This is a genomic window from Hydrogenophaga sp. (assembly GCF_028698005.1).
GTDB lineage: Bacteria > Pseudomonadota > Gammaproteobacteria > Burkholderiales > Burkholderiaceae_C > Hydrogenophaga.
This window is the reverse complement of sequence record NZ_JAQVEJ010000030.1, coordinates 1-26,589: the sequence shown is the minus strand read 5'-3', so window position 1 is coordinate 26,589 and position 26,589 is coordinate 1. Positions and strand designations below refer to the sequence as shown.

The window sequence follows — 26,589 nt, the reverse complement described above, 5'->3', positions numbered from 1 at the left end:
CCTATCCCGGCCATTGACCGAGCCGCGTCAGGGGCACAGGAGCCCCCCGGGCGCAGCGAGAACCGGGGCAAGAAAGCCCCGGGGCAGCGAGGGTCCGGCTCCGCCGGCCCAAGCTGCCGTCCCCCCCTCCGGCGTCGCCAGGCGCCAGAGAGGGGGAAGCCGCGTCAGCGGCGCAGGGGGGTGCCCCTCTCTCAGTCTGCCTGCTTGCGCAGGAAGGCCGGGATCTCGAAGTCGTCCATGCCGCCCGAGGCCAGCGCATCGACCTTGGCCGCGGCCTGCGTGCGGTTGGTGCGCCACACGCTGGGCACGACCATGCTGTCGTAGTTCGTGCCCGCGCCCTGGGTGCCACCAGCGGCAGATGCCGGCGCGGTGAAAGGCACGTTGTCGGTACCGGTACGCAGCACCTGCAGCGGCGGCGCCGCGCGGCGGGCACCCTGGCGCGACAGGCCGGTGGCCACCACGGTGACGCGCATGGCGTCGCCCAGGCTGTCGTCGTAGGCAGCGCCGTAGATGACGTGCGCATCGGGGGCCGCGTAGGCCTTGATGGCGTTCATGGCCTCCTTCGACTCCTTGAGCTTGAGGCTGCCCTTGGACGCAGTGACCAGCACCAGCACGCCCTTGGCACCCGACAGGTCCACACCTTCCAGCAGCGGGCAGGCCACGGCCTGCTCGGCGGCGATGCGGGCGCGGTCGGGCCCTTCGGCGGTGGCGGTGCCCATCATGGCCTTGCCCGGCTCACCCATCACGGTGCGCACGTCCTCGAAGTCGACGTTGACGTTGCCGTACTCGTTGATGATCTCGGCGATACCGCCGACAGCGTTCTTGAGCACGTCGTTGGCGTGGGCAAAGGCCTCATCCTGCGTGATGTCGTCACCCAGCACCTCGAGCAGCTTCTCGTTGAGGACCACGATCAGCGAATCGACGTTGGCCTCCAGCTCGGTCAGGCCGCTATCGGCGTTCTGCATGCGGCGCCCGCCTTCCCAGTCAAAGGGTCGGGTCACGACGCCCACGGTCAGGATGCCCATGTCCTTGGCCACGCGCGCGATCACCGGTGCGGCGCCGGTGCCCGTGCCGCCGCCCATGCCGGCGGTGATGAACAGCATGTGCGCGCCCTGAATGGCTTCGCGGATGTTCGCCTCCGCCGCCTCGGCCGCCGCGCGCGCGATTTCGGGTTTGCTGCCCGCCCCCAGGCCCGTGGTTCCCAGCTGGATGGTCTTGTGGGCCGAGCTGCGGCTCAGTGCCTGGGCGTCGGTGTTGGCGCACACGAACTCGACGCCCTGCACACGGCGGGCGATCATGTGTTCGACGGCGTTGCCGCCGCCGCCACCGACACCGATCACCTTGATCTGCGTGCCCATGTTGAATTCTTCGACTTCGATCATTTCGATGCTCATGGTGGCCTCCTGGGTATGCGCCTTGGAGGGCGCGGTTGATTCAATGTTCAAGATAAAAAAGGGAAATCAGTGAAATCGGGGGACCGTCGTCGGGGAACGTCAGGCCACCGGTGGTCCGGTGCCGTCCCGACATCGATGCCTGGGACGGGTCCGCGGATGCCACCGCAGCCCGGTCAGAAAAGAGAACATGCCGGTCCGTTCCATCAGAACGTCCCCACGAACCAGTTTTTCATGCGCTCGAACACCCCCTGCATGGCGCTGGCCTTCTGTGCCACCTTGTGGCCGCGCACGCGCGCCAGGCGGGCTTCCTCGAGCAGGCCCATGACGGTGGCCGCACGCGGCTGGGCCACCATGTCGGACAGGGCGCTGGCGTAGTGCGGCGTGCCCCGGCGCACCGGCTTGAGGAAGATGTCCTCGCCCAGTTCGACCATGCCGGGCATCATGGCGCTGCCGCCGGTGAGCACGATGCCCGAGGACAGCACCTCCTCGTGGCCCGACTCGCGAACCACCTGCTGCACCAGCGAGAAGATCTCCTCCACGCGCGGCTCGATCACGCCCGACAGCGCCTGGCGGCTGAGCATGCGCGGACCGCGGTCACCCAGGCCGGGCACCTCGACCTGCTGGTCCGGATCGGCCAGCAACTGCTTGGCGCAGCCGCTGGCGACCTTGATGTCCTCGGCATCCTTTGTGGGCGTGCGCAGGGCCATGGCGATGTCGCTGGTGATCAGGTCGCCGGCGATCGGGATCACGGCCGTGTGGCGGATTGCGCCGCCGGCGAAGATGGCCACGTCGGTGGTGCCGGCGCCGATGTCCACCAGCGCCACGCCCAGCTCCTTCTCGTCTTCGGTGAGGATGGCCTGGCTGCTGGCCAGCGGGTTGAGCATGAGCTGGTCCACCTCCAGACCGCAGCGGCGCACGCACTTGATGATGTTCTCGGCCGCGCTCTGCGCACCGGTGACGATGTGCACCTTGGCTTCCAGCCGGATGCCACTCATGCCGATCGGCTCCTTGACCTCCTGGCCGTCGATCACGAACTCCTGCGGCTCGACCAGCAGCAGGCGCTGGTCGGTCGAGATGTTGATGGCCTTGGCGGTCTCGATCACGCGCGCCACATCGGCCGGCGAGACCTCGCGGTCCTTGATGGCCACCATGCCGCTGGAGTTGATACCGCGGATGTGGCTGCCGGTGATGCCGGTGTACACGCGCGCGATGCGGCAGTCGGCCATCAGCTCGGCCTCCTTGAGCGCCTGCTGGATGCTTTGCACCGTGGCATCGATGTTGACCACCACACCGCGCTTGAGCCCGTGGCTGTCCGAGATGCCCAGACCGGCGAGCTTGAGCTCGCCGCTGGCCTGCACCTCGGCCACCACCACCATGATTTTGGCGGTGCCGATGTCCAGTCCGACCACCAGGTCCTTGTATTCCTTGGCCATGTTCCTCGTCTCGTATCTCTAGCGTTGCGTGTTCTTGGTTGGCAGGGTTTCTTCCAGCGTGGTCACGCCGCGCACGCGCAGCGCATAACCATTCGCGTAGCGCAGGTCCACCGATTCGAGCGCGCCCGGGTAGTGCTGCGTCAACTGCCCCAGCGTGCGCGCAAAACGGTTCACCCGCTCCCGCAGTTCCTCCGTGGATCCGCGTCCCAGTTCGATCCGGGCGCCGTTGTCCAGCCCGGCGCGCCAGCTACCCCGCTCGTTGAGCTCCAGCGTCTGCACGCCCCTGCCCAACGGCCCGAAGGCCTCCTGCAGTTGCACGTAGGTGTCCCACACCAGCGGCGCCTGGTCATCCGGCCCCATCAGTTCGGGCAGACCTTCGCCGTCGTCGGGTGTGGCCTCGAACACCTCGCCCAGACGGCTGAGCAGGCGGTTCGAGCCCGACGGGCCCCACCAGGCGACCGCTTCGTGCTCCTGCAGGGTCACGCGCAGCCGGTTCGGAAACTCGCGCCGCACGACGGCATGACGCACCCAGGGCATCGACTCGAACATCTCGCGCACCCGCTGCAGGTCCAGCGCCAATGCGCCCGGCGCCAGCACCGATCGCATCTGCGAGGCCAGCTGCGCACGCAGGGTGACCGCGCTCTGGTGCGACACCTCGCCATCGACCGTCAGGCCCTTGACGGCCCACACCGGATGGCGCGCCAGCCACACGCCGGCCACCCCCAAACCGAGCACGACGAACACCGTGACCAGCGCCTGTGTGGCCAGGGTCATGATCCGGATGTCCAGGGGCAGCTCGGTGTCGGTCATCGTCAGACGGCGGCTTGCGCGCCCTCCGTGTTGTCCAGCGACGCGGCGGCGAGCACGCCCAGGCACAGGTCCTCGTAGGACAGACCCGTGGCCCGGGCCGACATCGGCACCAGCGAATGCCCGGTCATGCCGGGCGACGTGTTGATCTCCAGCAGCCAGGGCTTGCGCGACACGGCATCGATCATCACATCGGCGCGCGCCCAGCCGCGGCAGTCCAGCGCGCGATAGGCGGCGAGCGCCAGGGCCTGGATGGCCGCCTCCTCACCCTCGGGCAGGCCACAGGGCACGAGGTACTGTGTGTCGTCGGTGAAGTACTTGTTCTGGTAGTCGTAGTTGCCGTCGGGCGCCACGATGCGGATCACGGGCAGGGCGCGCGCATCGGCCCCGGTGCCCAGCACGGGACAGGTGACTTCGTCGCCCGCGATGAACTGCTCGCACATGACCATCGGGTCCTGTCCCGCGGCGAGCGCGTAGGCGGCCTCGCACTGATCGGCCGAGGTCACCTTGGTCAGGCCGATGGTGGAGCCCTCGCGCACCGGTTTGACGATCATCGGCGAGCCCAGCACCTCGAAGGCGGCGCGGGTTTCGGCCGGACTGCGCACCTGGCGCCAGGCCGGCGTCGGCAGGCCCTCGGCCAGCCAGATGCGCTTGGTCATGAGCTTGTCCATCGCCACGCTCGATGCCATCACGCCCGGCCCGGTGTAGGGGATGCCCAGCAGTTCCAGCGCGCCTTGCACCGTGCCGTCCTCGCCATAGCGACCGTGCAGCGCGATGAAGCAGCGCGCGAAGCCTTCGCGGCGCAGATCGTCCATCGGGCGTTCGGCCGGGTCGAAGGGGTGGGCATCCACCCCCTTGCTGCGCAGGGCCGCGAGCACGCCCTGCCCCGACATCAGCGACACCTCGCGCTCGGCCGAGCGACCACCCAGCAGGACGGCCACCTTGCCCAGCGATGCCGCGTCGATGCGGCCCATCTCTTTCACGTCGCCCATGTCCAACTGACCCTCAACTTCCTGTCGGTCCCGAGCGGGACAATTCGATGATCTGGCCGGCCACCGCGCCGATGGATCCGGCCCCCATGCACAGCACCACGTCGCCGTCACGGGCGTTGTCCAGCACCGCCTGCGGCATGGCGGCAATGTCGTCCACGAACACCGGCTCGACCTTGCCGGCCACGCGCAGCGCCCGTGCCAGCGAGCGCCCATCGGCCGCCACGATGGGCGCCTCGCCGGCCGCATACACCTCGGCCAGCAGCACCGCATCCGTGCTGCCGAGCACCTTGACGAAGTCCTCGAAGCAGTCGCGCGTGCGGGTGTAACGGTGCGGCTGGAAGGCCAGCACCAGGCGCCGTCCCGGGAAGGCGCCGCGCGCCGCGGCGATCGTGGCCGCCATTTCCACCGGGTGGTGTCCGTAGTCATCGACGATGGTGGCGTGCCCGCCCGAAGGCAGCGCGGCTTCGCCGTAGCGCTGAAAGCGCCGGCCCACACCCTTGAACTCCGCCAGTGCGCGCAGCACCGCGTCGTCCGGCACGCCCAGCTCCACCGCGATGCCGATGGCCGCCAGCGCGTTGAGCACGTTGTGTGTGCCAGGCAGGTTCAGCACCACGTCCAGATCGGGCAATTGCACGCCATTGCGGCGCTGCACACGGAAATGCATCTGGCCGTCGAGCGCCCGCACATCCAGCGCTCGGATCTGCGCGTCCTCCGACAGACCATAGCTGGTGATGGGGCGCCCGATCTGCGGAAGAATCTCGCGCACGGCAGGGTCGTCGATGCACACCACGGCCGCACCGTAGAACGGCATCTTGTGCAGGAAATCGACGAAGGCGGCCTTGAGCCTGCCGAAGTCATGGCCGTAGGTGTCCATGTGGTCGGCGTCGATGTTGGTCACCACCGACAACACCGGCAGCAGATTCAGGAACGAGGCATCGGACTCGTCGGCCTCGACCACGATGTACTCACCGCTGCCCAGGCGTGCATTGACACCGGCACTGTTCAGGCGCCCCCCGATCACGAAGGTCGGATCCAGGCGGGCGGCGGCGAGTACGCTGGCGACCAGGCTGGTGGTGGTGGTCTTGCCGTGCGTGCCGGCAATGGCGATGCCCTTTTTCATGCGCATCAGCTCGGCCAGCATCACGGCCCGCGGCACCACGGGAATCAGTTTCGCCCGTGCCGCCAGCACCTCGGGGTTGTCGTCCTTGACCGCTGTCGAGGTGACGATGGCATCGGCACCATCGATGAAGGCGGCGTCATGACCCTGGTGGATCCTGGCGCCCATGTCTTTCAGTCGCTGCGTGGCGGCGTTGACCCCGAGGTCGCTGCCCGAAACGGTGTAGCCCAGGTTGAGCAACACCTCGGCGATGCCGCTCATGCCGGCGCCGCCGACACCCACGAAATGAATGTGCCGGATTGCGTGCTTCATGACCGCGCCACTTTCATCTTGGCCAGTTCCTCGCAGGCCGCCACCACGGCGCCCACGGCTTCCGTCTTTGCCATTTCTCTGGCCCTCTGGGCCATCCCCATCAGTTGTGCCCGGTCCACGCTGCGCAGCGTCTGCGCCAGCGACTCGGGTGTGAATTCGGTCTGAGGTACCCGCCACGCGCCGCCGGCATCGACCAGGAAGCGCGCATTGACGGTCTGGTGATCGTCCACCGCCGCCGGGAAGGGCACGAACAGGGCCGCCGCGCCGACCGCGGCGATCTCGGTCACGGTGCTGGCACCGGCACGGCAGACGACCAGGTCGGCATCGGCGAAGGCCTGTGCGGTGTCCTCGATGAACGGCGTCAGCGTGGCCTCGACACCCGCGGCGGCGTAATTGGCACGCAACGCGTCGATCTGCTTCTCGCCGCTCTGGTGGGTCACCCGCGGACGCTCCCCCGGAGGCAGCAGCGCCAGCGCCCTGGGCACGGTGTCGTTGAGCGCCTTGGCGCCCAGGCTGCCGCCCACCACCAGCAGGCGCAGCGGGCCACTGCGCCCGGCGAAGCGTTCGGCCGGCGGCGGCTGGTGCAGGAAGGGCGCGCGCAGCGGATTGCCGACCCACTCGCCCTTGCGCATCACATCCGGGAAGGCGGTGAACACGCGATCGGCCACCCCGGCCAGCACCTTGTTCGCCATGCCGGCCACCGAGTTCTGCTCGTGCAGCACCAGGGGTTTGCCCAGCAGCGTGCCCATCATGCCACCCGGAAAGCTGATGTAGCCGCCCAGGCCGACCACCACGTCGGGGCGCACGCGGCGCACCACGCCCAGCGCCTGCCAGAAGGCGCGCAGCAGGCGCAGCGGCAGCAGCGCCAGCGTCAGCGCCCCCTTGCCACGCACACCGCCGAAATCGATGGTTTCCAGCGCGAAGCCGCGCGGCGGCACGAGGCGGCTTTCCATGCTGCCGGGTGCGCCCAGCCAGTGCACACGCCAGCCGCGCTCGCGCAGGGCCTCGGCCACGGCCAGACCCGGAAAGATGTGACCGCCGGTGCCGCCTGCCATCACCAGTGCGCAAGGGGTGTTCCGGTCGGTCATGGCCGCCCCCCTTTCATGAGCTGGCGATTCTCGTAGTCCACCCGCAGCACGATGGACAGTGCCACCAGATTCATCAGGATGGCCGAGCCGCCGTAGCTCATCAGCGGCAGGGTCAGGCCCTTGGTTGGCAGCGCACCGAGGTTCACGCCGATGTTGATGAAGGCCTGGAAGCCGATCCACAGGCCCACGCCCTGCGCCACCAGCCCCGAGAACACCTGGTCCAGCGCGATCGCCTGGCGACCGATGTGCATGATGCGGCGCGTCAGCCAGAAGAACATGGCCGTGATGATGAGCATGCCCACCAGGCCGAACTCCTCGCCGATGACGGCCAGCAGGAAGTCGGTGTGCGCCTCCGGCAGCCAGTGCAGTTTTTCGACGCTGCCGCCCAGGCCAACACCGAAGATCTCGCCGCGGCCAATGGCGATGAGCGCGTGCGACAGCTGGTAGCCCTTGCCCAGCGCGTGCTCCTCGCTGAACGGATCGAGGTAGGCGAAGATGCGCTCGCGCCGCCAGGGCGAGAGCCACACCATGGCAGCGAAGGCGAACACCAGGATGGCGGCGATGACGAAGAACATGCGCGCGTTCACGCCGCCCAGAAACAGGATGCCCATGGCGATCACGGCGATCACCATGAACGCGCCCATGTCCGGCTCGGCCAGCAGCAGCATGCCCACCACCCCCACGGCCACGGCCATGGGCAGCACCGCGCGAAAGAAGCGCTCCTTGACCTCCATCTTGCGCACCATGTAGTCGGACGCATAGAGCAGCACCGCCAGCTTGGCCAGCTCCGAGGGCTGGAAGTTGATGATGCCCAGCGAGAACCAGCGGCGTGCGCCGTTGACGCCCTTGCCCAGCGGCGGAATCAGCACCAGCACCAGCAACACCAGCGACAGCGCGAACAGCCAGGGAGCCATGCGCTCCCAGAACCGCATCGGAAACTGGAACACGGCCAGGGCGCACAGGAAGCCCATGGCCGCCGCCAGCCCGTGGCGCAACACGAAGTGGATCTGCGCGTAGTTGGCAAAGCGCGGGTTGTCGGGCAACGCGATCGAGGCCGAATACACCATCACCAGGCCCCAGGACACCAGCGCCACCACCACCCACAGCAGCGGCTGATCGAACCCCAGCTCGCTCACCGGCGCCTGCTGCATGCCCTGGTAGCGCCGGTTGGACAGGCGCACCGGCAGGGGCTCGCTGCCGCCCAGGCCAAGCATGGCCTTCAGGCGTTGCAGGGGAGGCAGGGCTGGCGATGCCATCACACCCCTCCCGCCAGCGACAGACCACGTTCGGCCGCCAGCTCGGCCACGGCGTCCACGAACACGCGGGCGCGGTGCACATAGCTGTCGAACATGTCGAGACTGGCACAGGCCGGCGACATCAGGACCGCATCGCCCGACTTGGCCTGCTGCGCGCACAAGCGCACGGCCTCGGGCAGGGTCGGCGCCTCCAGCAGGGTCAGCCCCGCCTGAGCGATCTGCCCGCGGATCAGCGGCGCATCCCGCCCGATCAGCACCACGGCGCGCGCGTGGCGCGCCAGCGGCGCGGCCAGTGGCTCGAAATTCTGCCCCTTGCCATCGCCGCCGAGGATCACGACCAGGCGGCGCTCGGCGCCCAGCCCCCGGATCGCGGCCAGCGTGGCCCCCACATTGGTGCCCTTGCTGTCGTCGAAGTACTCGACCTCGTCGATGATGCCCACCGGCTCGACCCGGTGCGGCTCGCCCCGGTACTCGCGCAGACCGTGCAGCATGGGCGCCAGCGTGGCACCGGTGGAGGTGGCCAGCGCCAGCGCCGCCAGCGCGTTGGCCGCGTTGTGGCGGCCGCGGATGCGCAACGCATCGGCGGGCATCAGACGCTGCAGCCAGATGTCCTCTTCGTCCTGCGCCGCACGGCCGCGTTGGCGCGTTTCGTCCACCGGCTGTGCCCGCACCAGCCAGTCCATGCCGTTGACCGATTCGATGCCCCAGTCGCCGGCCCGTGCGGGTGCATCCAGTCCGAAGCTGACCCATTCGCGCGCCGGCACCTGGCGGTTGCGACCGCGGATCTTGACGGTGACGAGACCGGGCTGCATCGCCATCACCTGCGGGTCGTCGCGGTTGAGCAGCATCCGTGCGCCGCTGCCGAACACCGCCTGCTTGGCCTGCGCATAGGCGTCCATCGAGCCATGCCAGTCCAGGTGGTCTTCGGTCACGTTCAGCACAGTGGCCGTCGTCGGGATGCGGTCCCAGGCCCCACCGGCCGTGCCGTCGAGCTGGAAACTGGAGAGTTCCAGCACCCAGACCTGGGGCAGATGCGGCGGGGGCGGCGGCTCGGGCGGCGGCGGTGCGATCGGCACCGGACCTTCTTCAGCCGGGTCCGTTTCGGCCACGTCGTCCGCCGCTTCCCCGGCCGGCGCATTCACCGGTGCCACGTTTTCCACACCGGTCCTCTCCGGTGTCGGCTCTTGTTCCTGCGCACGACGCGCCTCGTCCTCGGCCTGCATCTGGGCCTCGTGGTCGAGCGCCTGCGCCAGCACGTCCAGCAGCGCGGGGCCGATGTTGCCGGCCACCGCCACACGCCAGCCGGCGCGCTCCAGCAGCAGCCCGGTCAGCGAGGTCACCGTGGTCTTGCCGTTGGTGCCGGTCACGGCCAGCACCTTGGGCCGGTAGGGCAGCGTCTCGCGCCGCGACAGCTCGTCCAGCGCCTGCGCGAACAGGTCCAGCTCGCCGACCAGGGCGATGCCATGGGCCTGCGCATGCGCCATCGCGGGCGCGAGCTGCTGCGGCTGCAGGCCGGGACTGCGCGCAATCATGTGCCAGTCCGCGCGCGCCAGCAGGGCCTCGTCGAACGCGCAGCCGCACAGCAGGTCGGCTTGCGGGCAATCCGCCGCCAGGCGCTCGCGGTGCGGCGGACTCTCGCGCGTGTCGGCCACCACCACGCGCGCGCCCTGCCGGGTGCACCAGCGCGCCATCGCCAGGCCGGAGATGCCCAGGCCCAGGATGAGAACGGTTTGATCCTTCAGTGCGCTCATCGCAGTTTCAGGGTGGACAGGCCGATCAGGCACAGCAGCATGGTGATGATCCAGAAGCGCACGACCACCTGGGTCTCCTTCCAGCCCTTTTTCTCGAAGTGGTGGTGCAGCGGCGCCATCTGGAACAGGCGCCGGCCCTGGCCGTAACGGCGTTTCGTGTACTTGAACCAGCTGACCTGCAGCATCACCGACAAGGCCTCGACGACGAAGATGCCGCCCATCACGGCCAGCACGATCTCCTGGCGCACGATCACCGCGATGGTGCCGAGTGCACCGCCCAGCGCCAGCGCACCGACGTCCCCCATGAAGACCTGCGCCGGGTGCGTGTTGAACCACAGAAAGGCCAGGCCCGCGCCGGCCATGGCGGCACAGAAGATCAACAGCTCGCCCGCACCCGGGATGTAGGGCACGAGCAGGTAGCGCGCGAACACCGCGTTGCCGGTGACGTAGGCAAACACCCCCAGCGCCGAACCCACCATGACCACCGGCATGATCGCCAGGCCGTCCAGGCCGTCGGTCAGGTTGACCGCGTTGCTCGACCCGACGATGACCAGGTAGGTCATGACCACGAAACCGAACACGCCCAGCGGGTAGGCCACCTCCTTGAAGAAGGGCACCATGAAGCCGGCCTGCGGCGGCAGCGGCAACGTGAAGCCCGAGGCCACCCAGTCGAAGAACAGCGCCAGCACCTTCATGTTGCTGCTGCCGGACACGCTGAAGGCCAGGTAGAAGGCCGCGACCAGGCCGATAACCGACTGCCAGAGGTACTTCTCCCGCGAGCGCATGCCCTCCGGGTCCTTGCGCACGACCTTGCGCCAGTCGTCCACCCAGCCGATGGCGCCGAAGCCCAGCGTCACCAGCAGCACGATCCACACGAAGCGGTTGGACAGGTCGAACCACAGCAGCGTGGACAGCGCGATCGCGAACAGGATCAGCACACCGCCCATGGTCGGCGTACCCCCTTTGCTCAGGTGCGTCTGCATGGCGTATTCGCGGATCGGCTGGCCGATCTTGAGCGCGGCCAGGCGGCGGATCACGAAGGGTCCCGCCACCAGGCCGACGATCAGCGCCGTCAGCGCGGCCATGACGGCACGGAAGGTCAGGTACTGGAACACCCGCAGGAATCCGAACTCGGGGCCCAGCCCCTGGAGCCACTGGGTCAGGCTAAGCAGCATGTGGGTTCACCTCTTCCTGTTCCTGACCTGCCTGCAGGGCCTTGACCACCCGCTCCATGCGCATGAAGCGCGATCCCTTGACCAGCACGCTGGCCGGTCCCTGCGCCAGAGCCGCCTGCTGCGCCACATGGGCGGCCAGCGCCTCGACGTCCTCCCAGTGTGCGGGCGCGTCCTCGCCCGCAGCCTGCAGCGCCACCACGGCCTGGCGCATCCAGTCGCCCGCGCAGACGATGTCGTCGATGCCACGGGCGCGCGCGTGGCGCAGCACCTCGAGGTGGAAGGCCAGCCCCTGGTCGCCGACCTCGCCCATGTCGCCGAGCGCCAGCAGGCGCGGCCCGGGCAAGCCGGCCAGCACCTCGATCGCCGCGATCACCGAGTCCGGATTGGCGTTGTAGGTGTCGTCCACCAGCGTGACATCCCGTCCGCCCAGCCGCAGTGTCATGGCACGCGAGCGCCCGCCAACGGGTTCGAACGCCGCCAGACCGCGCGCGACCATGTCCGCAGAGATGCCGGCCGCCAGGGTGCAGGCCGCCGCCGCCATCGCATTGCGCAGGTTGTGGCGTCCCGCGATGCGCAGCGCACCGGCCTGTTCGCCCGTGGCGCAGCGCCAGCGCATCTGCCAGGCCCCCGCTCCCCAGCGCGCGTCAACCAGATGCACATCGGCAGAGGTGTCGGTGTCGCTGAATGTCAGCACGCGGTGCGCGCCGGCCAGCTCGCGCCAGATCGGCGTGTGCGCCGGATCGTCGCTCGGGAAGACCGCCGTACCACCGTCCCGCAGCGCCGCAAAGACCGCGCCGTTCTCGCGCGCCACGGCCTCGACCGTGGCCATGAATTCCTGGTGCTCGCGCTGCGCGTTGTTGACCAGTGCCACCGTGGGCTGCGCCATCGCCGCCAGGCTGGCGATCTCGCCCGGGTGGTTCATGCCCAGCTCGACCACCGAATAGCGATGCGCGCCGCGCAGTTGCAGCAGCGTCAGCGGCACGCCGATGTCGTTGTTGAGGTTGCCCCGCGTGGCGTGCGCCGCGTCACCGGCCGCGCAATGCAGGATCGAGGCGATCATCTGCGTCACCGTCGTCTTGCCGTTGCTGCCCGTCACCGCGATCAGGGGCAGCGAGAACTGCTCGCGCCACAGGCGCGCCAGCTCGCCCAGCGCCCGACGGCTGTCCGGCACCTCGACCCCGGCCATGCCCGCTTCGGCCAGGCCATGCTCGGCCAGCGCGGCCACCGCGCCCGCGGCCCTGGCCTGCGCCAGGAAGCTGTGGGCGTCGAAACGCTCGCCGCGCAACGCCACGAACAGATCGCCCGGCTGCAGACTGCGGGTGTCGGTGTGCACGCGCTCAATGGTGACTCCGGGCCGCCCTACCGGCCGGGCGCCATCCAGGCGGATGAGCAGATCAGCCAGGCCCTTCATGTCGTCTGTCCTTTCGCGACCCGGCGCGCCTGCAACGCCCGGGCAGCTTCTTCGAGATCCGAGAAATGGCGCCGCTCGCCCCGGATCTCCTGATAGTCCTCGTGCCCCTTGCCGGCCAACAGCACCACATCGCGGTCGCCGGCCGACTGCACGGTGCGTGCGATCGCCTCGGCACGGTCGGCTTCGACCAGCACCGTTTGCGGCCGGCTCAGGCCCGCCCGCATCTGCGCCAGGATCGCCAGCGGGTCCTCGCTGCGCGGGTTGTCGCTGGTGAGCACCACACCGTCGGCCTCGCGCTCGGCCACGGCCGCCATCAGCGGCCGTTTGCCCGGATCGCGATCGCCGCCGCAGCCCACCAGCACGGTGAGCGCGCCGCCGCGCGCACGCGCCAGCGGCCGCACCGCCTGCAGCACCTTCTCCAGTGCGTCGGGGGTATGGGCATAGTCCACCAGCACCAGCGGCCCATCGGCGCCCTCGCCCGCACGCTGCAGGCGGCCCGGCACCGGCGTGAGCCGGGGCAGTGCCGCCACCGCGTCGGCCAGGGGCACGCCCAGTGCCCGCGCTGCGGCCAGCACGCCCAGCAGGTTGGACACGTTGTAGCGGCCGACCAGCGGCAGCGACACCGGCAGACTCTGCCGTTCACCGCCCTGGGCATCGCGTTCGGTCAGACGCAGGCGAACACCGTCGTGCGTCACCGCCAGATCGGCCGCGACCAGACGGGCGTCGCCGTCCACCGACACGGTCCACAGGTCGAGCCCGCCACGCTGCGCCAGCCGGGCGGCCAGCTCGACACCCTTGGGGTCGTCGATGTTGACCACGGCAGCGGCCAGCCCGGGCCAGTCGAACAGGGCCGACTTGGCCTCCCAGTAAGCCGCCATCGTGCCGTGGTAGTCCAGATGGTCCTGCGTGAAGTTGGTGAACACGCCGACGCGGATGCACGTGGCATTGAGCCGCGCCTCGGCCATGCCGATCGACGACGCTTCCATCGCGCAGGCGGTCAGCCCCTCGTCCACCATGCCGCGCAGGCTGCGTTGCAGCAGGACCGGGTCGGGCGTGGTCAGGCCGGTACTGGCCAGCGTGCCCCGGTCCTCGCCGGCCAGGGGCGGACGACCGATGCCCAGCGTGCCCACCAGTCCGCAGGAACGACCCACGGCCGTGAGCAGTTGCGCCATCCACCAGGATGAGGACGTCTTGCCGTTGGTGCCCGTGAACGCCACCACGTCCAGTGCGGCGCTCGGCTCGCCGTAGAACGCACTGGCAATGCCACCCGAGAGGGTCTTGAGCGAAGGCACCGCCAGCACACGCTCGTCGGTGAATCCGAAGGCCGCAGCACCGTCCTGTTCCACCAGAACGGCACCGGCCCCGGCGGCCAGGGCCGCCGGCACAAAGCGACGGCCATCGGTGGCCGCCCCGGGCCAGGCCACGAAACCGTCGCCGGCCTGCACCCGCCGGCTGTCGCACGAGAGGTCGCCGCGCACGCGCGTGCGCAGCCAGGCGGCGATCTCGGCGGGTTGGTGCAGGCGCTGTCGCATCAGAACGGCTCCTCGACCACATCGGCCACGATCTGCGGCTGGACCGTCATGTCAGGCTGCACACCCATGATGCGCAGCGTCTGCTGTACCGTTTCGCTGAACACCGGCGCGGCCACCAGGCCACCGTAGAACTGTCCGTTGGACGGTTCGTCGATCATCACGGCCACGACCACGCGCGGCTGCTCCAGCGGCGCCATGCCGACGAAGAAGCCACGGTACTTGCCAGCAGCGTAGCCCTTGCCGGCCTGTACGCGCGCGGTGCCGCTCTTGCCCCCGACCGAGTAGCCCATGGTCTGTGCCCGCGTGCCCGTGCCGCCCGGCCCGGTGGCCATGCCCAGCATCTTGCGCACGGCGCGGGCCGTTTGCGGGCTGAACACCTGGATACCGTCGGTCGGACCATCGGCCTTGAACAGGGTCACCGGCACGTACTGGCCATCGCGCGCGAAAATGGTATAGGCCTGCGCCAGCTGGAACAGCGATGCCGACAGGCCGTAGCCATAGCTCATGGTGGCCTGCTCGACGGGGCGCCAGGTCTTGTAGGGCCGCAGGCGCCCATTCACCGCACCCGGAAACGGCAGTTGCGGCTTGTGCCCGAAGCCAGCCTGGGCAAACACCTCCCACATTTCGCGCGGGTGCATCTGCATCGCCAGCTTGACGGTACCGACGTTGCTCGACTTCTGGATCACCTCCTCGACCGTCAGCGCGTCCCGCGGATGGGTGTCGGAGATCGTCCAGCCGCCCATGCTGATGCGGCCAGGTGCGGTGTGAACGACCGTGGTCGGCTTGACGATGCCTTTTTCCAGCGCCAGCGCAATGGTGAAGGGCTTCATCGACGAGCCTGGCTCGAAGCTGTCGGTCAGGGCGCGGTTGCGCAGTTGCTCGCCGCTGAGGTTCTTGCGGTTGTTCGGGTCGTAGCTCGGGTAGTTGGCCAGCGCCAGCACCTCGCCGGTCTGCACGTCCAGCACCACGGCGCTGCCCGCCTTGGCCTTGTGTGCCAGCACCGCATCGCGCAGCTTCTGGTAGGTGAAGTACTGCACCTTGGCGTCGATCGACAGCTGCAGGTCGGGGCCATCCACCGGCGGCACGACATCGCGCACATCCTCGACCACGCGGCCCAGGCGATCCTTGATCACCCGGCGCGAGCCGTTCTTGCCAGCCAGTTGCTGGTTGAACGCCAGCTCGACGCCCTCCTGCCCCCGGTCCTCGACGTTGGTGAAGCCCACCACGTGGGCCGCCGCCTCGCCCTCGGGATACAGGCGCTTGTACGCGCGCGTCTGGTGGATGCCCTTGACACCCAGCGCCGCGACCTGTCTGGCCACCGACTCGTCAACCTGGCGCTGGATCCAGACGAAGGTCTTTTCACGGTCGGACACGCGCTTGCGCAGGTCGCCTTCCTTCATCCCCAGGAGCTTGGCGACGTCGCGCAGCTTCGGGTCCGGGGGCTGGTCCATGTCGCTCGGGTCGGCCCAGACGCTTTGCGCCACCACGCTGGAGGCCAGCAGCATGCCGTTGCGGTCGAAGATGCGGCCGCGGTTGGCGGGCAACTCGATCGTGCGCCCGTAGCGCACCTCGCCCTGCTTCTGGAAGAAGGCGTTGCCGAACACCTGCACGTAGGCCGCCCGGCCCGCCAGGCCGACGAAGGCCATGGCCAGACCCGCCACGATGAGCTTGCTGCGCCAGACCGGCGTCTTGCTCGCCAGCAGCGGGCTGGCACCATAGTTGATGCTGCGGCCGACGGAGGGCTTGCGACTCATGGACGTCCTTCCTGCGCGGTGGGCGGCGCGCCGTCATGGACGTAATGGGTGATGCCGGGCGTCACCGCGCGCATCTTCAGGCGCCGCGTGGCGATCAGTTGCACGCGCGCCGCCGCGGCCTGCGCGCGTTTCTTCACCACCAGTTGCTCGTGGTCGGCCGCCAGCCGCGTGGTCTGCGAGCGCGCCTTGTCCACCGCCGCATACAGGCGCCGCGATTCGTACTGCGTGTGCACCAGATAGAAGGCACTGACCAGCACGGCCATCAGCAGCATGAGGTTGAGCCTGATCATGACAACGCCCCCACTGGCACGTCGGTGCGGGTGGCGACCCGCATGACGGCGCTGCGCGCGCGCGGATTGCCCTGCACCTCGGCGGCCGAGGGCATGACGCGATGCACCTCGCGCAGGCGCACCGGTTTCGGCTCGGCAAAAGGCACGCGGCGGTCCACCTCGGCACGGGCATGCCCGGTCATGAACCGCTTGACCATGCGGTCCTCGAGCGAGTGGAAGCTGATCACCACCAGCCGGCCCCCGGGACGCAGCACCCGCAGGCTCGCCTCTAGGGCCTCCTGCAGCTCTTCAAGTTCGGCATTGATGAAAATCCGAAGAGCCTGAAATGTGCGCGTTGCAGGGTCCTTGCCCGGCTCGCGGGTTTTGACCGCGCCAGCCACGACTTCGGCCAGCTCGGCGGTGGTTCGAACCGGGCCCCGTTCCTGTCGGCGACGATCAATCGCCTTTGCAACCGATTGAGCAAACCGTTCTTCGCCATATTCACGGATGACCTCCGTCAAAGTGGAAACATCGACGGTTTCAAGCCATTGGGCCACGCTCTGGCCGCGCGTGGTGTCCATGCGCATGTCCAGAGGACCGTCGTTGCGAAAAGAAAAACCCCGTGCGGGGTCGTCGATCTGGGGAGAGCTGACACCAAGATCCATCAGGATCCCGTCGGCACTGCCGCCCCCCAGTTCTCCCAGGTGCCGGAACCCCTCGTGCCGCACCGTCACACGGGCATCCGAGCGGGCCAGCTGCTGCGCCGCCTCGATGGCCTGAGGGTCCTTGTCGAACACCGTCAGGCGACCGGCCGGCGACAGCCGGGAAAGGATGCGGCGCGAATGGCCACCGCGACCGAAGGTCGCATCCACATAGTGCCCGTCCGCACGGATGGCCAGTGCATCGACAGCCTCCTCCAGCAGCACGGTCTGGTGTGTCCAGGTCTCTTCCACGGCGGCCCTCAGAAGGAAAAGTCCTTGAACACATCGGGCATCTCGCCCTTGAGCGTCTCCGCCTCCTGGGCGGCGTACGCCTGCGCATCCCACAACTCCAGGTACGAGCCCATGCCCAGCAGGATCGCGTCCTTGGCCAGGCCGGCGGCCGCGCGCAGCTCGGGCGAGATCAGCACACGCCCGGTGCCATCCATCTCGACGTCCATCGCGTTGCCCAGGAACAGGCGCTTCCAGCCGTGCGCACTCACCGGCAGCGCGGCAATGCGCACGCGGAACTGCTCCCATTCGCGGCGGGGGAAAATCATGAGACACCCGTGCGGGTGCTTGGTGATGGTCAGCCGGCCCTCATCCTCGCCCAGGGCGTCGCGAAGCCGGGTCGGCACGGACAGCCGCCCCTTGGCGTCGAGATGGAGAGAGGTTGCACCTTGGAACACGGATCGGCCTTAAAAAGACACTTTTCACCACTTAATTGCACTTTCTACCACTGTAGCAGGAAAACGAAGTGCCGCAAGCGGGCTGGCGGTTTCTTTTCACAATGAAATCAACCACTTAGCGCCGACTCCGCATACCAGGAAAAGAAAAACTGAAGCAAAAGCAAGCACTTACAAAACTCAGTGCATGTATCGCTTCAAAACACCCAGGTGAACCCGTCTTTGTAACCAGCCGATAACCGGTAAGGCATTCCGTGCGCAAACGCACAGGCCGCGCCTCCTGCGGGGGAGTGCGCGGCCTGCTCGGACGGATCGCCGAGGGTGGTCAGAGGATGTAGCGCGAGAGGTCCTCGTTGTGGCTGAGTTCGCCCAGGCGCCCATCCACATAGGCGGCGTCGATCACCACCGTCTGCCCTTCCATGCGGGCGGCACCAAAGCTGACCTCGTCCAGCAGGCGCTCCATCACCGTGGCCAGCCGGCGTGCGCCGATGTTCTCGGTACGCTCGTTGACGTCGCAGGCGATCTGCGCCAGACGGCGGATGCCCTCGGGTGTGAACTCGAGCGTGACACCCTCGGTGGCCAGCAGGGCCTGGTACTGCTTGACCAGGCTGGCGTGGGTGCTGGTCAGGATGGCCTCGAAGTCATCGACCGACAGCGACTGCAACTCGACCCGGATCGGAAAGCGCCCCTGCAACTCCGGAATCAGGTCGCTGGGGCGGCTCAGGTGGAAGGCGCCCGAGGCAATGAACAGGATGTGATCGGTCTTGACCATGCCGTACTTGGTGGACACGGTGGTGCCCTCGACCAGCGGCAACAGGTCACGCTGCACACCCTGTCGCGACACCTCGGCACCACCGCCCTCGTTGCGCGAAGCCACCTTGTCGATCTCGTCGACGAAAACGATGCCGTTCTGCTCGGTGATCTGCAACGCGCGGGTCTTGATGTCGTCCTCATTGACCAGCTTGCCCGCCTCCTCGTCGATCAGTTGCAGCATGGCCTCGCGGATCTTGAGCTTGCGCTTTTTCTTGCGCTCGTGCCCCAACTGGCTGAACATGCCGCGCAACTGCTCGGCCATCTCTTCCATGCCGGCGGGCCCCATGATCTCCATCTGCGGGCGCGGCTCGGCCAGGTCGATTTCGATTTCGTGGTCGTCCAGCAGGCCTTCGCGCAACTTTTTGCGAAAGGCCTGGCGTGCTGCGCTGTCAGGCGCCGGCTGCGGCTCGCCACCCACGCCGCGTGGCGGCGGCACCAGCACATCGAGAATGCGCTCCTCGGCAGCATCCTCGGCACGCATGCGCTGCTTGCGCATGTCGGCCTCACGGGTTTGCTTGACCGCGATCTCGACCAGATCGCGGATGATGCTGTCCACGTCCTTGCCGACGTAGCCGACCTCGGTGAACTTGGTCGCCTCCACCTTGATGAACGGTGCGTCGGCCAGGCGCGCCAGCCGGCGTGCGATCTCGGTCTTGCCCACGCCGGTGGGGCCGATCATCAGGATGTTCTTGGGCGTGATCTCGGGCCTCAGTTTCTCGTCGACCTGCTGGCGGCGCCAGCGGTTGCGCAGCGCGATGGCCACGGCGCGCTTGGCGCCATCCTGGCCGATGATGAAACGGTCGAGTTCGGAGACGATCTCCTGGGGGGTCATCGATGACATGCGGCCCCCACACTCGTCACGTCGTGTACGTCACGCCCCCCCGAGGAGGCACGAGCTTGCCCGGGATGCCCCTGCACTGCGCTCATGGCTTCACTCCCTCCAATGTTTCAATCGTGTGGCTCATGTTGGTGTAGATGCACAGCTCGCCCGCCACCTTGAGCGCTTCGCGGACCACGTCCTCGGCGCTGAGCTGGGTATGGTCGATCAGCGCCTTGGCGGCCGACTGGGCGTACGCACCACCCGAGCCGATGGCGACGATGCCGTGCTCGGGTTCGAGCACGTCCCCATTGCCGGTGATGATCAGGCTGGCACTGTGATCGGCCACGGCCAGCATGGCTTCGAGCCGGCGCAGCACGCGGTCGGTGCGCCAGTCCCTGGTCAGTTCGACCGCCGCGCGCGTCAGGTGTCCCTGGTGCTTTTCCAGCTTGGCTTCGAAGCGCTCGAACAGGGTGAAGGCATCGGCCGTGGCGCCGGCGAAACCGGCCAGGACCTTGCCATGGTAGAGCTTGCGCACCTTGCGGGCCGTGCCCTTGACGACGATGTTGCCCAGGGTGACCTGGCCATCGCCGCCAATGGCGACCTGCACACCTTCAGGCGTCTGCCGGCGCACGCAGACGATGGTGGTTCCGTGAAAAGATTCCATAAGGGCTCGCAGATGGGGGCGGCCCGGGAAATCTCAAGCCGCCGTTGGTCAGTCGTTGCGCAGCACCACCTTGGCGTACTCGGTGATGCCGATGACGTGGAAAAAGGCCGATACCAGCCGGTGCACATCCACGAACTGCACCATGCGCCCCCCGGCGTGGTGGGCCGAAACCCAGTTGAGCAGGGTGCCGGCCGCCGAGAAGTCGACCCGGATCAGGTTGCGGCAGGAGATGATCATCACGTCCGCCCCCTTGAGCCTGGTTTCCAGCTGGTCCAGGATATCCTGGGGATCACCCCGGATCTCGCCCGACAGCTCCACCAGCCCCAGGTGGTTGAAACCGGACGCGGCCAGCTCCGACGCCGGCTCTCCCGGGTCGCCCGAAGGCATCGGTTCCAGTTGCGATTCACCCAGTACCGAGGAAGCCCCTTCGCTGTCGGCCGCGGACACGGCATCGTAGCGGCAGACCGGTTTTTCCCAGCCTGGCGGCGACATCTCGTACGTGACGCAGTAGTCCAGGGCCGCGAGCTCGAAATCGTCGGGCAGGTTCATCACGCGCAACGCCGCCAGGCGCAGCATCCACCACGACTGATCGACGTCGCGCTGACCGGACGGTGTCAGGGTTTTGAGCACCTCGCGCAAACGCGCCGCCCCGGTAAAGCGCAGAGCAACGTTCTGGTTGCCCCAGGTCTCAAACAGATTCGACAGGAGCGGCACCGCGTTGGCGTCGATCGACACCAGCGGCGACCAGTCGAGTACCCAGGGCTGGGGCGCGCGCAGCAGGACGTTCTGCAACGTCCCTGCAGCGTGAGCATCGAGTTCGGCATCGCAGACCCAGATGGCACGCGTCGAGGCCGCCGCTGGCGTCGGCGGCCGGCCGCCGAGTTTTTCCACGGCCGCCGGCATGTCGACCCATTGCGGTGCCGAGCGGCCGAAACGGTTCACGAAATCGACGGCACGACTCTCGAAGGGAGCCAACTGCCCCGTGGCACGGTACAGGTCAAACAGCGCCAGCCAGTCGTCGATGACATCGATGCGAGAGCCGCCTTCGCCGACGGCCGCCAACATGCCTTGCTCAGCACCGGCATCATCGCCGTTGGCAAAGCGGATGGCAGCCTCCTCGACTTCGGGATCCTGCGCCACCTCCTGCACATCGAGCGAGTAGAAATGCGAGGCCAGAAACGCGGGCGCCTCTCCCCCGGGTGACCGCGGCGCCATGAGGCCGGTGCGCTGCGCCTGCTGCGAGGAGTTCGCCCCCCCCGCTGGAGACAGCGAGACCGATGCCGGCACCTTGTCCAGGATCTCGGTCTCCTGGCGGGCCAGCGGCGCCTGGCGCGTCGCATAGGCCGCGTCAGGCGCCCTGGGCAAGACGGGCACATCCATCAGCTCGGTCGGCTGGTCTGCCACCGGCGCAAGATCCAGAGGTGAGCCCTCGGTCTCGATGTCCTGCGCCTTGCGACGGCGTGTCTCCGTGTCGGCCGCCTGGGCCTCACGCCCGGGCAGCGGCAGCGACGACGAACGGGTGATGCGACCCGAGGCCGAGTCCGAGCCCTTGGTTTTCCACCACTGCATGGACATCTGGGCCTCGATCTCGTCGATCTTCTTGAGCGTCATGGCCCGATCGTCCGGCTTGGACGGCATGGAGCTCTGGAAGAAGGAGGGACGCAGACCCGGACTGTCGGCACCGACCATCTCGCGGCTGCGGATCTTGCGCAGCATGTCGAACTCGCGCTTGCGCACGAAATCGTTTCGTCGCTTGCGCTCGATCATCTCCTTGAGCGCCGCCTTGCTGTACTCGCTGTCCCGGTCGCCCGATCGGGTATCGAGATCGGTCCAACTCGTGGCCGGATGGCGCACGAACTTGGCCACCTTGGACAGGAACCCGCCGCTGGAATCGCCCTTGGCCACGTCAGGCCACCTCAATCGCCGAACATTTTCTGCTTGAGCTCACGCCGCTGCTGCGCCTCCAGCGACAGACTGGCGGTCGGGCGTGCCATCAGGCGGCCCACACCGATGGGCTCACCGGTTTCCTCGCAATAGCCGTAGTCGCCCGAATCGATGCGGGCAATGGCCTGCTCGATTTTCTTGAGCAGTTTGCGTTCGCGATCCCGGGTGCGCAGCTCCAGCGCATGTTCCTCTTCGATCGTCGCGCGATCGGCCGGATCGGGCACCACCACCGTATCTTCGCGCAGGTGTTCGGTGGTTTCACCGGCGTTCGCCAGCATGTCGGCCTTGAGCTGCTGCAACTTGAGCTTGAAAAACGCCAGTTGCACGTCGTTCATGTACTCGCTGTCGGGCATGGCCAGCACATCCTGATCGGTCAACTGATCGACAGGCAGGCTCTTCCAATTGTTGGCCCGCTTGGGGTCTTTCTGGACGGTCATGGTCACGGGGGAACTCTTTACTCGTTCGTTGATATGGGTAAACGTGGCCTTGGGCGCATCCGGTGCCAACGTGATGCTGGCAACAGGCGCCTCGGCAACCGGCGTTGGACTGGCCTTGGATCGCATTTTGACCCTTCCTCCCCCGGCAAGGGAAGTGGCGGGCCGGGCCGGTGTCACGGGCGGCTTGACTTTGGCCGCGCGGGCCGGCGTCTTCGCAACCGGCTCGGCGGCGACCGGCGCGGCCTTTCTGGCGGCAGCCGTCTGCGTGGCGACCGGTGTCGTCCTGGCTTTGGCCGCGGATTTGGCCGCTGGCTTTGCCACCGCGCTGACCACAGGCTTGACCGCCGGTTTGACGGTCGTCCGGTCGGGTGCCTTCGCAGGCGTCGCCCGGTTTTTTGTGGTCTTGCTGGCCTGAGCTTTCACAACGGAACTCCTCTCAGATCCTGACTGTGCGCGGATGTCGGCGGGCTGCTGCCCGGAGAACCCGAACCGCCTGCCCGGCCGTCCCGGGACCGCATCCCGGGCCGGCGTCCTTGCCGTTATACCCGCTTTGCCCACCGCCGCCCCGGCAGCCGCAGCAACGCGGCCCGGGTGACGCTCGTTGCCGGGCGGTCATGGCGCCCGGTTTGGGCCGCGATTGTAGCGATGTCGTGCCCACACCGGCCAATTCATCGGCGACGGAAAACCCCAGTCGTTGGAGAAGTGAGACAAACGGCACGGCTACGTCCATTGCATGGATCGGTCGTCAGCCGGCCGTTCTCCCCGCCCTCTCAGGCCAGGGACTGATCCAGCCCCTGCTCCAGTATGTCGCGCGGCAGGTCGATACCGATGAACACCATTTTGCTCACGCGCGGCTCGCCGTCGGCCCAGGCCGGCCCCAGGTCGCTGCCCATGAGCTGATGCACGCCCTGAAAGATGACCTTGCGCTCGGTCCCTTGCATGTTCAGCACGCCCTTGTAGCGCAGCATGCGCGGGCCATAGACCTGCACGATGGCGCCCAGGAAGTCTTCCAGTTTGGCCGGATCGAACGGACGCTCGGCCCGGTACACGAAGCTCTTCACATCGTCATCGTGGTGATGGTGGTGCCCGTGGGCGTGGCCATGCTGATGCGACGGATGGTCACAGTGCTCACCATGCTCGTGGTCGTGGTCGTGGTGATCGTGGTCATCGGCCTGCAGGAAATCCGGGTCGATGTCGAGTTTGACGTTGAGATTGAAACCCCGCAGGTCGAACACCTCCGCGAGCGACACTTCCCCGAAATGGACCGAGCGGATGGGCGCGCGCGGGTTCATGTGCTTGAGGCGGTGTGTGAGCGCATCCAGCTCCTCGGATCCGACCAGGTCGGCCTTGCTGATGAAGATCTGGTCGGCAAAGCCCACCTGGCGGCGCGCCTCCTGGCGATCATTGAGTTGCTGGGCGGCATGCTTGGCATCCACCAGCGTCACCACGGCGTCCAGCAGGTACTGCTCGGCCACCTCGTCGTCCATGAAGAACGTCTGCGCCACCGGGCCGGGGTCGGCCAGGCCGGTCGTCTCGATGACCACGCGCTCGAAGTCCAGTTCGCCCTTGCGCTTTTTCTGCGCCAGATCGGTGAGCGTGGCCCGCAGGTCGTCGCGGATGGTGCAACAGACACAGCCGTTGCTCATCTGGATGATGTTCTCGTTCGTGTCGGCGACCAGGATGTCGTTGTCGATATTCTCTTCGCCAAACTCGTTTTCCACGACGGCAATTTTCTGGCCATGCGCCTCGGTGAGCACGCGCTTGAGCAGCGTGGTCTTGCCCGAGCCGAGAAAGCCGGTGAGGATGGTGGCGGGAATCAGGGCCATGGCAGTCTTTCCAAACCTAAACCTTAAAGCAAGAACCCCGCCCACCGTGGACGGGGTTGACCGTCTCCAGTGTAGCGGGGCTGTCAAGTGCTGCCGCGACCGTGCCGTACGGCGGCCGGTCAGGGTCTCAGATACACATAGCCTTCCCTGGCCTGCAGACGGGCCACCTCGGCCACGCCCGAGGGCACAACCTTGGCTTCCATCACCAGTTGGCTGGCATCGATCTTGCGCGACACCAGGGTGTTGTTGCAGGCGTAGAACTCGACACCACGGGCAGCCAACTCGCCAATACCACCGGCAAACGGCTGCTCCATCTGGTTGGTGGCGCCTTCGAGCAGGAAGTCGATGCCCAGGCCGTGCGCGACCACCACAATCTTGGCCTTGGGGTCGGCGTTGAGATGGTTGCGGATATTGTTGATGGCGCGCGAGGCCTGGGGAACGCCCTCGCTCATGTGATAGACCACCTTGATGACGTCCTCGTCGGCAGCCAGCGCCTGCGAGGAGGACAGCGCCAGAAAGGCGGACAACAACAGGGCCTTGCAGGCCAGCAGGAAACGGGGCACGTTCAATCTCCAGAAAGTAAATGCTGATGCAATGATTTTCCCAATGCTGCCGACGGGCCAGCGGGTTAACCCCGATCCGGCTTGCGCCCGGCGCGGGGGTGGGCCGCATCGTACACGCGTGCCAGATGCTGGTAGTCCAGCCGGGTATAGACCTGCGTGGTGCCGATGCTGGCATGACCGAGCAGCTCCTGCACGGCCCGCAGGTCGCCGCTGGACTGCAACACATGGCTGGCAAACGAGTGGCGCAGCATGTGCGGGTGCACCGGTGTCGCCAGTCCGGACCGGGCCGAGCGCTGACGCAAGCGCCATCGGATGTGTTGCGGTGTCAGGCGCCCGCCCTGCGGGTTGATGAACAGTGCCGGAACCGCACCTGCCCAGGCCGCACGCGCCTGCAACCAGGTACCCAGCGCCGCCAGCGCCTGCGCGCCGATGGGCACGCTGCGCCGCTTGCCGCCCTTGCCCAGCACGTGCACCACGCCGTCGTCGAGGTCAGGCCACCCCCGGGCGGCGGCGCTGGCCGCCACGTCGAGCCCGACCAGCTCGCCGATGCGCAGGCCACAACCATAGAGCAGTTCGACGATGCAGGCATCGCGCGCCTCGCGCACCGGATCCTCGTCGGCATCGGTGTACGCCGCCAGGGCTACCGCATCGTCCACATCCAGCGCCTTGGGCAGCGGCCGCCCCGCTTTGGGCGCACGCACACCGGACACCGGGTTGCTGCCCACCTGGCCCTCCCGGCCCAGCCAGACGTAGAAACCACGCCAACCCGACAGGACCAGCGCGATCCCCTTGGGCGAGCGGCCCGCCGCGTGCATGCCAGCCACGCCCTGACGAATGACGTGGCTGCCGACGTCGCGCAGACCCACACCGTGGGCAGCGGCCAACTCCAGCAGCCGTTGCAGGGCGGCCCGATACAGGGTCAGACTGCGGTCGGCCAGCCGCTTTTCGACGCGGGCATGCGTCAGATAGGCCTGGACAAGGTTTGCATCATCGATCGGGTGATGTGCCATTTCCATGCCCCATGACGCCGGCGGTGTGTCAGCCCCCTGGCAGCAGGCGCGACAGCGCGGCACCGCTCAGCTCGCCGATGCGCTCCAGGAAGTCGGTGCCCATGTCGGCCACGAAACGACCCGGATCGTCGGAGGCGAGCACCAGCAAGCCGAAGACATCGCCGCCCGACGGTGATCGCAGCGGAATCAGCGCCAGCGATGCCGCCGCTTGCGGCTGCACCAGCCACTGCGCCGCCTCCAGCCCGGGGTTGGCGCCACAGTACGGCTTGGCCAGCGAACCGGCAAACGTGCGGGCGTCGTCGGAGGCACCGCTGGCGTAGGGCTGCCCGGCATACTCGGGCGACAGATCCCACAACCGGATCGCCACCTGCGGCACCTGAAGCTCGGTGGAGATCTCGCGCACGACCACGTCGGGCAGGTCGCGGGGATCGCGCGTCAGCAGCAGTTGCCGGGTCCAGCGCTGCAGACGATCGGCAATCACGGTGTTCTCGCCACCGTGGCGGATCATTTCGGCGGCGCGCAACTCCAGACCGCGGATCTTTTCCCGCAGCATCTCGGCCTGGCGCTCCTGCAGGCTCACGGCCCGGTGACCGTGCGGGCTGGTCAGTTGCACGGCCGCCAGCAGGTCGGCGTGGCGTTCGAAGAAATCCGGCGTGTTGACCAGATAGTTGGCGATGTCGTCTTCGGTGATGGGGGGAATGCTGGGCTGGGACATGTCGGGTGTCGGCTCGTTCGGTCTGTCAGAGGGAAAGAGGTCGTCAGGTCAGGTCGGGGATGTCGATCTCGCCTTCAAAGACGGTGGTCGCGGGACCGGTCATCTTGACGGGCGCATCGGGC

At 67.8% G+C, this 26,589-nt stretch carries 23 protein-coding genes; all 23 read right to left on the bottom strand.

Annotated elements, in window-relative coordinates:
• Positions 1 to 191 precede the first annotated feature (191 nt).
• Positions 192 to 1,394: a cell division protein FtsZ gene (ftsZ, locus tag PHQ87_RS05210; protein WP_300231845.1), complete on the bottom strand. Its 1,203-nt coding sequence runs from the start codon at positions 1,392 to 1,394 to the stop codon at positions 192 to 194.
• A gap of 203 nt (positions 1,395 to 1,597) precedes the next feature.
• A complete protein-coding gene (gene ftsA / locus PHQ87_RS05205) occupies positions 1,598 to 2,827 on the bottom strand; it encodes a cell division protein FtsA (protein WP_300231843.1) in 1,230 nt (409 codons plus the stop codon).
• 18 nt (positions 2,828 to 2,845) lie between these two features.
• Entirely contained in the window at positions 2,846 to 3,637 is a 792-nt protein-coding gene (locus PHQ87_RS05200; protein WP_300231842.1) for a cell division protein FtsQ/DivIB, read from the bottom strand.
• A gap of 2 nt (positions 3,638 to 3,639) precedes the next feature.
• Positions 3,640 to 4,617 carry a D-alanine--D-alanine ligase gene (locus tag PHQ87_RS05195; RefSeq protein WP_300231848.1) on the bottom strand — a complete coding sequence of 326 codons (978 nt, stop codon included), beginning with the start codon at positions 4,615 to 4,617 and terminating at the stop codon, positions 3,640 to 3,642.
• 22 nt (positions 4,618 to 4,639) lie between these two features.
• The gene (gene murC / locus PHQ87_RS05190) at positions 4,640 to 6,055 is read right to left on the bottom strand and encodes a UDP-N-acetylmuramate--L-alanine ligase (RefSeq protein ID WP_300231840.1); all 1,416 of its coding nucleotides are present in this window, start codon (positions 6,053 to 6,055) and stop codon (positions 4,640 to 4,642) included.
• Positions 6,052 to 7,143: an undecaprenyldiphospho-muramoylpentapeptide beta-N-acetylglucosaminyltransferase gene (murG, locus tag PHQ87_RS05185; RefSeq protein ID WP_300231838.1), complete on the bottom strand. Its 1,092-nt coding sequence runs from the start codon at positions 7,141 to 7,143 to the stop codon at positions 6,052 to 6,054. The genes murC and murG overlap by 4 nt, the downstream gene beginning before the upstream one ends.
• Positions 7,140 to 8,399, bottom strand: a complete 1,260-nt coding sequence (gene ftsW, locus PHQ87_RS05180; protein WP_300231837.1) for a putative lipid II flippase FtsW — start codon at positions 8,397 to 8,399, stop codon at positions 7,140 to 7,142. Before ftsW ends, murG begins: the two co-directional genes overlap by 4 nt.
• On the bottom strand, positions 8,399 to 10,150 hold the full coding sequence (gene murD, locus PHQ87_RS05175) for a UDP-N-acetylmuramoyl-L-alanine--D-glutamate ligase (RefSeq protein WP_300231835.1): 1,752 nt from the start codon (positions 10,148 to 10,150) through the stop codon (positions 8,399 to 8,401). The genes ftsW and murD overlap by 1 nt, the downstream gene beginning before the upstream one ends.
• On the bottom strand, positions 10,147 to 11,325 hold the full coding sequence (mraY, locus tag PHQ87_RS05170) for a phospho-N-acetylmuramoyl-pentapeptide-transferase (RefSeq protein WP_300231833.1): 1,179 nt from the start codon (positions 11,323 to 11,325) through the stop codon (positions 10,147 to 10,149). The genes murD and mraY overlap by 4 nt, the downstream gene beginning before the upstream one ends.
• Positions 11,315 to 12,736: a UDP-N-acetylmuramoyl-tripeptide--D-alanyl-D-alanine ligase gene (gene murF, locus PHQ87_RS05165; RefSeq protein WP_300231832.1), complete on the bottom strand. Its 1,422-nt coding sequence runs from the start codon at positions 12,734 to 12,736 to the stop codon at positions 11,315 to 11,317. The genes mraY and murF overlap by 11 nt, the downstream gene beginning before the upstream one ends.
• Positions 12,733 to 14,268 carry a UDP-N-acetylmuramoyl-L-alanyl-D-glutamate--2,6-diaminopimelate ligase gene (locus PHQ87_RS05160; protein ID WP_300231831.1) on the bottom strand — a complete coding sequence of 512 codons (1,536 nt, stop codon included), beginning with the start codon at positions 14,266 to 14,268 and terminating at the stop codon, positions 12,733 to 12,735. The genes murF and PHQ87_RS05160 overlap by 4 nt, the downstream gene beginning before the upstream one ends.
• Positions 14,268 to 16,022 (bottom strand): penicillin-binding protein 2, encoded by a 1,755-nt coding sequence (locus tag PHQ87_RS05155; RefSeq protein ID WP_300231830.1) that lies wholly within the window; start codon positions 16,020 to 16,022, stop codon positions 14,268 to 14,270. The genes PHQ87_RS05160 and PHQ87_RS05155 overlap by 1 nt, the downstream gene beginning before the upstream one ends.
• The gene (gene ftsL / locus PHQ87_RS05150; RefSeq protein ID WP_300231829.1) at positions 16,019 to 16,312 is read right to left on the bottom strand and encodes a cell division protein FtsL; all 294 of its coding nucleotides are present in this window, start codon (positions 16,310 to 16,312) and stop codon (positions 16,019 to 16,021) included. The genes PHQ87_RS05155 and ftsL overlap by 4 nt, the downstream gene beginning before the upstream one ends.
• Complete coding sequence (rsmH, locus tag PHQ87_RS05145) at positions 16,309 to 17,244, bottom strand: 16S rRNA (cytosine(1402)-N(4))-methyltransferase RsmH (protein WP_300231828.1); 936 nt, start codon at positions 17,242 to 17,244, stop codon at positions 16,309 to 16,311. The genes ftsL and rsmH overlap by 4 nt, the downstream gene beginning before the upstream one ends.
• Before the next feature lie 8 nt (positions 17,245 to 17,252).
• A complete protein-coding gene (gene mraZ, locus PHQ87_RS05140) occupies positions 17,253 to 17,678 on the bottom strand; it encodes a division/cell wall cluster transcriptional repressor MraZ (protein WP_300231827.1) in 426 nt (141 codons plus the stop codon).
• 322 nt (positions 17,679 to 18,000) lie between these two features.
• Positions 18,001 to 19,329 carry an ATP-dependent protease ATPase subunit HslU gene (hslU, locus tag PHQ87_RS05135; protein WP_300231826.1) on the bottom strand — a complete coding sequence of 443 codons (1,329 nt, stop codon included), beginning with the start codon at positions 19,327 to 19,329 and terminating at the stop codon, positions 18,001 to 18,003.
• Between the two features lie 82 nt (positions 19,330 to 19,411).
• A complete protein-coding gene (gene hslV, locus PHQ87_RS05130; RefSeq protein WP_300231825.1) occupies positions 19,412 to 19,972 on the bottom strand; it encodes an ATP-dependent protease subunit HslV in 561 nt (186 codons plus the stop codon).
• Between the two features lie 48 nt (positions 19,973 to 20,020).
• Positions 20,021 to 21,877 (bottom strand): STAS domain-containing protein, encoded by a 1,857-nt coding sequence (locus PHQ87_RS05125; protein ID WP_300231823.1) that lies wholly within the window; start codon positions 21,875 to 21,877, stop codon positions 20,021 to 20,023.
• 11 nt (positions 21,878 to 21,888) lie between these two features.
• The gene (gene dksA / locus PHQ87_RS05120) at positions 21,889 to 22,776 is read right to left on the bottom strand and encodes an RNA polymerase-binding protein DksA (RefSeq protein ID WP_300231822.1); all 888 of its coding nucleotides are present in this window, start codon (positions 22,774 to 22,776) and stop codon (positions 21,889 to 21,891) included.
• Between the two features lie 347 nt (positions 22,777 to 23,123).
• Entirely contained in the window at positions 23,124 to 24,179 is a 1,056-nt protein-coding gene (locus tag PHQ87_RS05115) for a GTP-binding protein (protein ID WP_300231820.1), read from the bottom strand.
• 119 nt (positions 24,180 to 24,298) lie between these two features.
• The gene (locus PHQ87_RS05110; protein ID WP_300231847.1) at positions 24,299 to 24,706 is read right to left on the bottom strand and encodes a DsrE family protein; all 408 of its coding nucleotides are present in this window, start codon (positions 24,704 to 24,706) and stop codon (positions 24,299 to 24,301) included.
• Between the two features lie 101 nt (positions 24,707 to 24,807).
• A complete protein-coding gene (locus PHQ87_RS05105; protein ID WP_300231819.1) occupies positions 24,808 to 25,752 on the bottom strand; it encodes a tyrosine recombinase XerC in 945 nt (314 codons plus the stop codon).
• A 28-nt stretch (positions 25,753 to 25,780) separates the two neighbouring features.
• Positions 25,781 to 26,467 carry a DUF484 family protein gene (locus PHQ87_RS05100; RefSeq protein WP_300231818.1) on the bottom strand — a complete coding sequence of 229 codons (687 nt, stop codon included), beginning with the start codon at positions 26,465 to 26,467 and terminating at the stop codon, positions 25,781 to 25,783.
• Positions 26,468 to 26,589 lie beyond the last annotated feature (122 nt).